Annotated in this window: 2 protein-coding genes; both read right to left on the reverse strand. The window is 39.1% G+C overall.

Going from position 1 to position 2,022, the window contains the following annotated elements; translation table 11 throughout:
* Window positions 1–196: 196 nt before the first annotated feature.
* Complete coding sequence (cysK, locus tag CBG25_RS00135; protein WP_290603597.1) at window positions 197–1,174, reverse strand: cysteine synthase A; 978 nt, start codon at window positions 1,172–1,174, stop codon at window positions 197–199.
* 409 nt (window positions 1,175–1,583) lie between these two features.
* The coding region (locus CBG25_RS00140; protein WP_290603601.1) for an IS30 family transposase at window positions 1,584–2,022 on the reverse strand (439 nt) is incomplete at its 5' end.

Below are 2,022 nucleotides of genomic sequence, written 5' to 3' on the forward strand. Positions count from 1 at the left end.
ACATAAACGATTATCTCGTAACAGCCGCTCTTTGTTGATCATTTCAAACCTTTATTCTCTAAGTTAAACCTCTTTTTATTCTCAATAGCGTGACAAAAAATGCAAGTCTCTATTCAGCAACTAGTTTTTTGATCTACGACACAAAAAAAAGCACTTTTAAAGTGCTTTTTTAGCTAATTGTGCGCAAAAATAGTCATTAGCTTGCTTTGGCAGCAGAAAATAAATCTGTACTCAAATAACGTTCACCAGAAGAAGGTAAAATAACCAAAATATTCTTATTTTGAAATCCCGGTTTTGCCGCTAATTTTACCGCTGCGGCAACTGCAGCGCCTGATGATATACCGGCTAAAATACCTTCTTTTTGCATAATTAGCCGAGGGGTTTGTATCGCTTCATCATCGCTAATAGCAAACACATCATCAATAAGAGCAAGATCCAGGTTATCAGGGATAAAACCAGCACCTATGCCTTGGATTTTATGTGGACCAGGTTTTATTTCTTGGCCAGCTAATGTCTGGCTTATTACTGGCGATGCGGCTGGCTCGACAGCAATCATTTTAATGGCTTCACCGCCTGCTTTCTTTTTTAGATAACGGCCGATGCCAGTAATTGTACCACCGGTACCAACTCCAGCCACGACAGCGGCTATCTGACCATCAGTATCTTGCCAAATTTCAGGTCCAGTTATTTTTTGGTGAATTTCAGGATTGGCTGGATTATTAAACTGTTGCAAAAGAAGGTAACGATCGGGAGCAGTGGCAACAATTTCGATGGCTTTTTCAATGGCGCCCTTCATGCCCTTAGCACCTTCAGTTAGGACTAAATTAGCGCCAAGCGCTTTTAATAATTTACGCCGCTCAAGACTCATAGTTTCAGGCATGGTCAAGGTAAGCTTATATCCACGCGCAGCGGCAACGTAAGCCAGGGCAATTCCGGTATTGCCACTGGTCGGCTCAATTAAAGTTTTATTGGTTGTCAATTTGTCTAGTTTAGGGGTTAACAGACCTTTTTTTTCTGCGTCCCAAATCATATTGGCACCAATGCGGCATTTTACGCTAAAACTTGGGTTACGTAATTCGATTTTTGCTAACAAATTTCCGTTACCAAAGTGTTTCAAACGAACTAATGGAGTATGACCAATAGTTAGCGAGTTATCTTCAAAGATGTTGCTCATCGATCGTCCTTACTATTTTTCAGAAGCTATAAACATGCTCAAATATAGTACTAATCACCATACGCTAAGCGAATTATTTTGGAAATAAAAATTTATCCTATCGTTATATCGCACAGGTGTTTATCGTCGCTTTGATTAATTTTTAATAACTGATATAACGGGATATTTGCTGGTAACTAATAACTATTTTTTAGTAAATTAAGCTTAATTTTTATGTTGACTGCGGATACTAACATCAAATATGCCACAATCATTTATTTTGATTATTATTACTATCTGAGATAGCTGAAGTTAGGGTAAGAAATTTTAGCTAACTTCAGCGTTTGAATTAATGACGGTTATGTTTCAGACGGTAGAGATCAACCCACATGGCCCATTCCCAGTCGAAACGCAACAAACCCATAAAACGTTATGCAGCCATTAGATGAGCTAAAAATACTTCATTTGGAGAAAAATAGCCCAACGATTTTCGTCCCCTAGTATTAAGTATGTGCTCAAGTTCTGCAATCTCGTTGTCCGTGACTGAGTTGAAATCCGTTCCTTTTGGGTAAAAACGGCGGATAAGTCCGTTACTGTGTTCATTTAAACCACGCTCCCATGAGTGATAAGGCCTGGCAAAGAAGACATTAGCACCGGTGATCTCAGTTATCTGTTTATGCATGGAGAACTCAGAACCGTTATCGGCCGTCAAAGTTTTAAAGTCACAGAAGGTATTTGCTACAATGTCACGGAAAGCATCTACAACAGTATCAGCGCGTTTATTCGGTAACTTGCGGATAATAATCTGCTTGGTAGCTTTATCCGCTAGAGTCAGTAAGAATGACTTCTGATCTTTACCAAATACAGTA

The sequence above is a fragment of the Arsenophonus sp. ENCA genome (assembly GCF_002287155.1).
Taxonomy (GTDB): domain Bacteria; phylum Pseudomonadota; class Gammaproteobacteria; order Enterobacterales; family Enterobacteriaceae; genus Arsenophonus; species Arsenophonus nilaparvatae.

Coding starts and splice junctions, on each gene's coding strand:
- cysK (WP_290603597.1), bottom strand. CDS start 1,174: ATGAGCAACATCTTTGAAGATAACTCGCTAACTATTGGTCATACTCCA.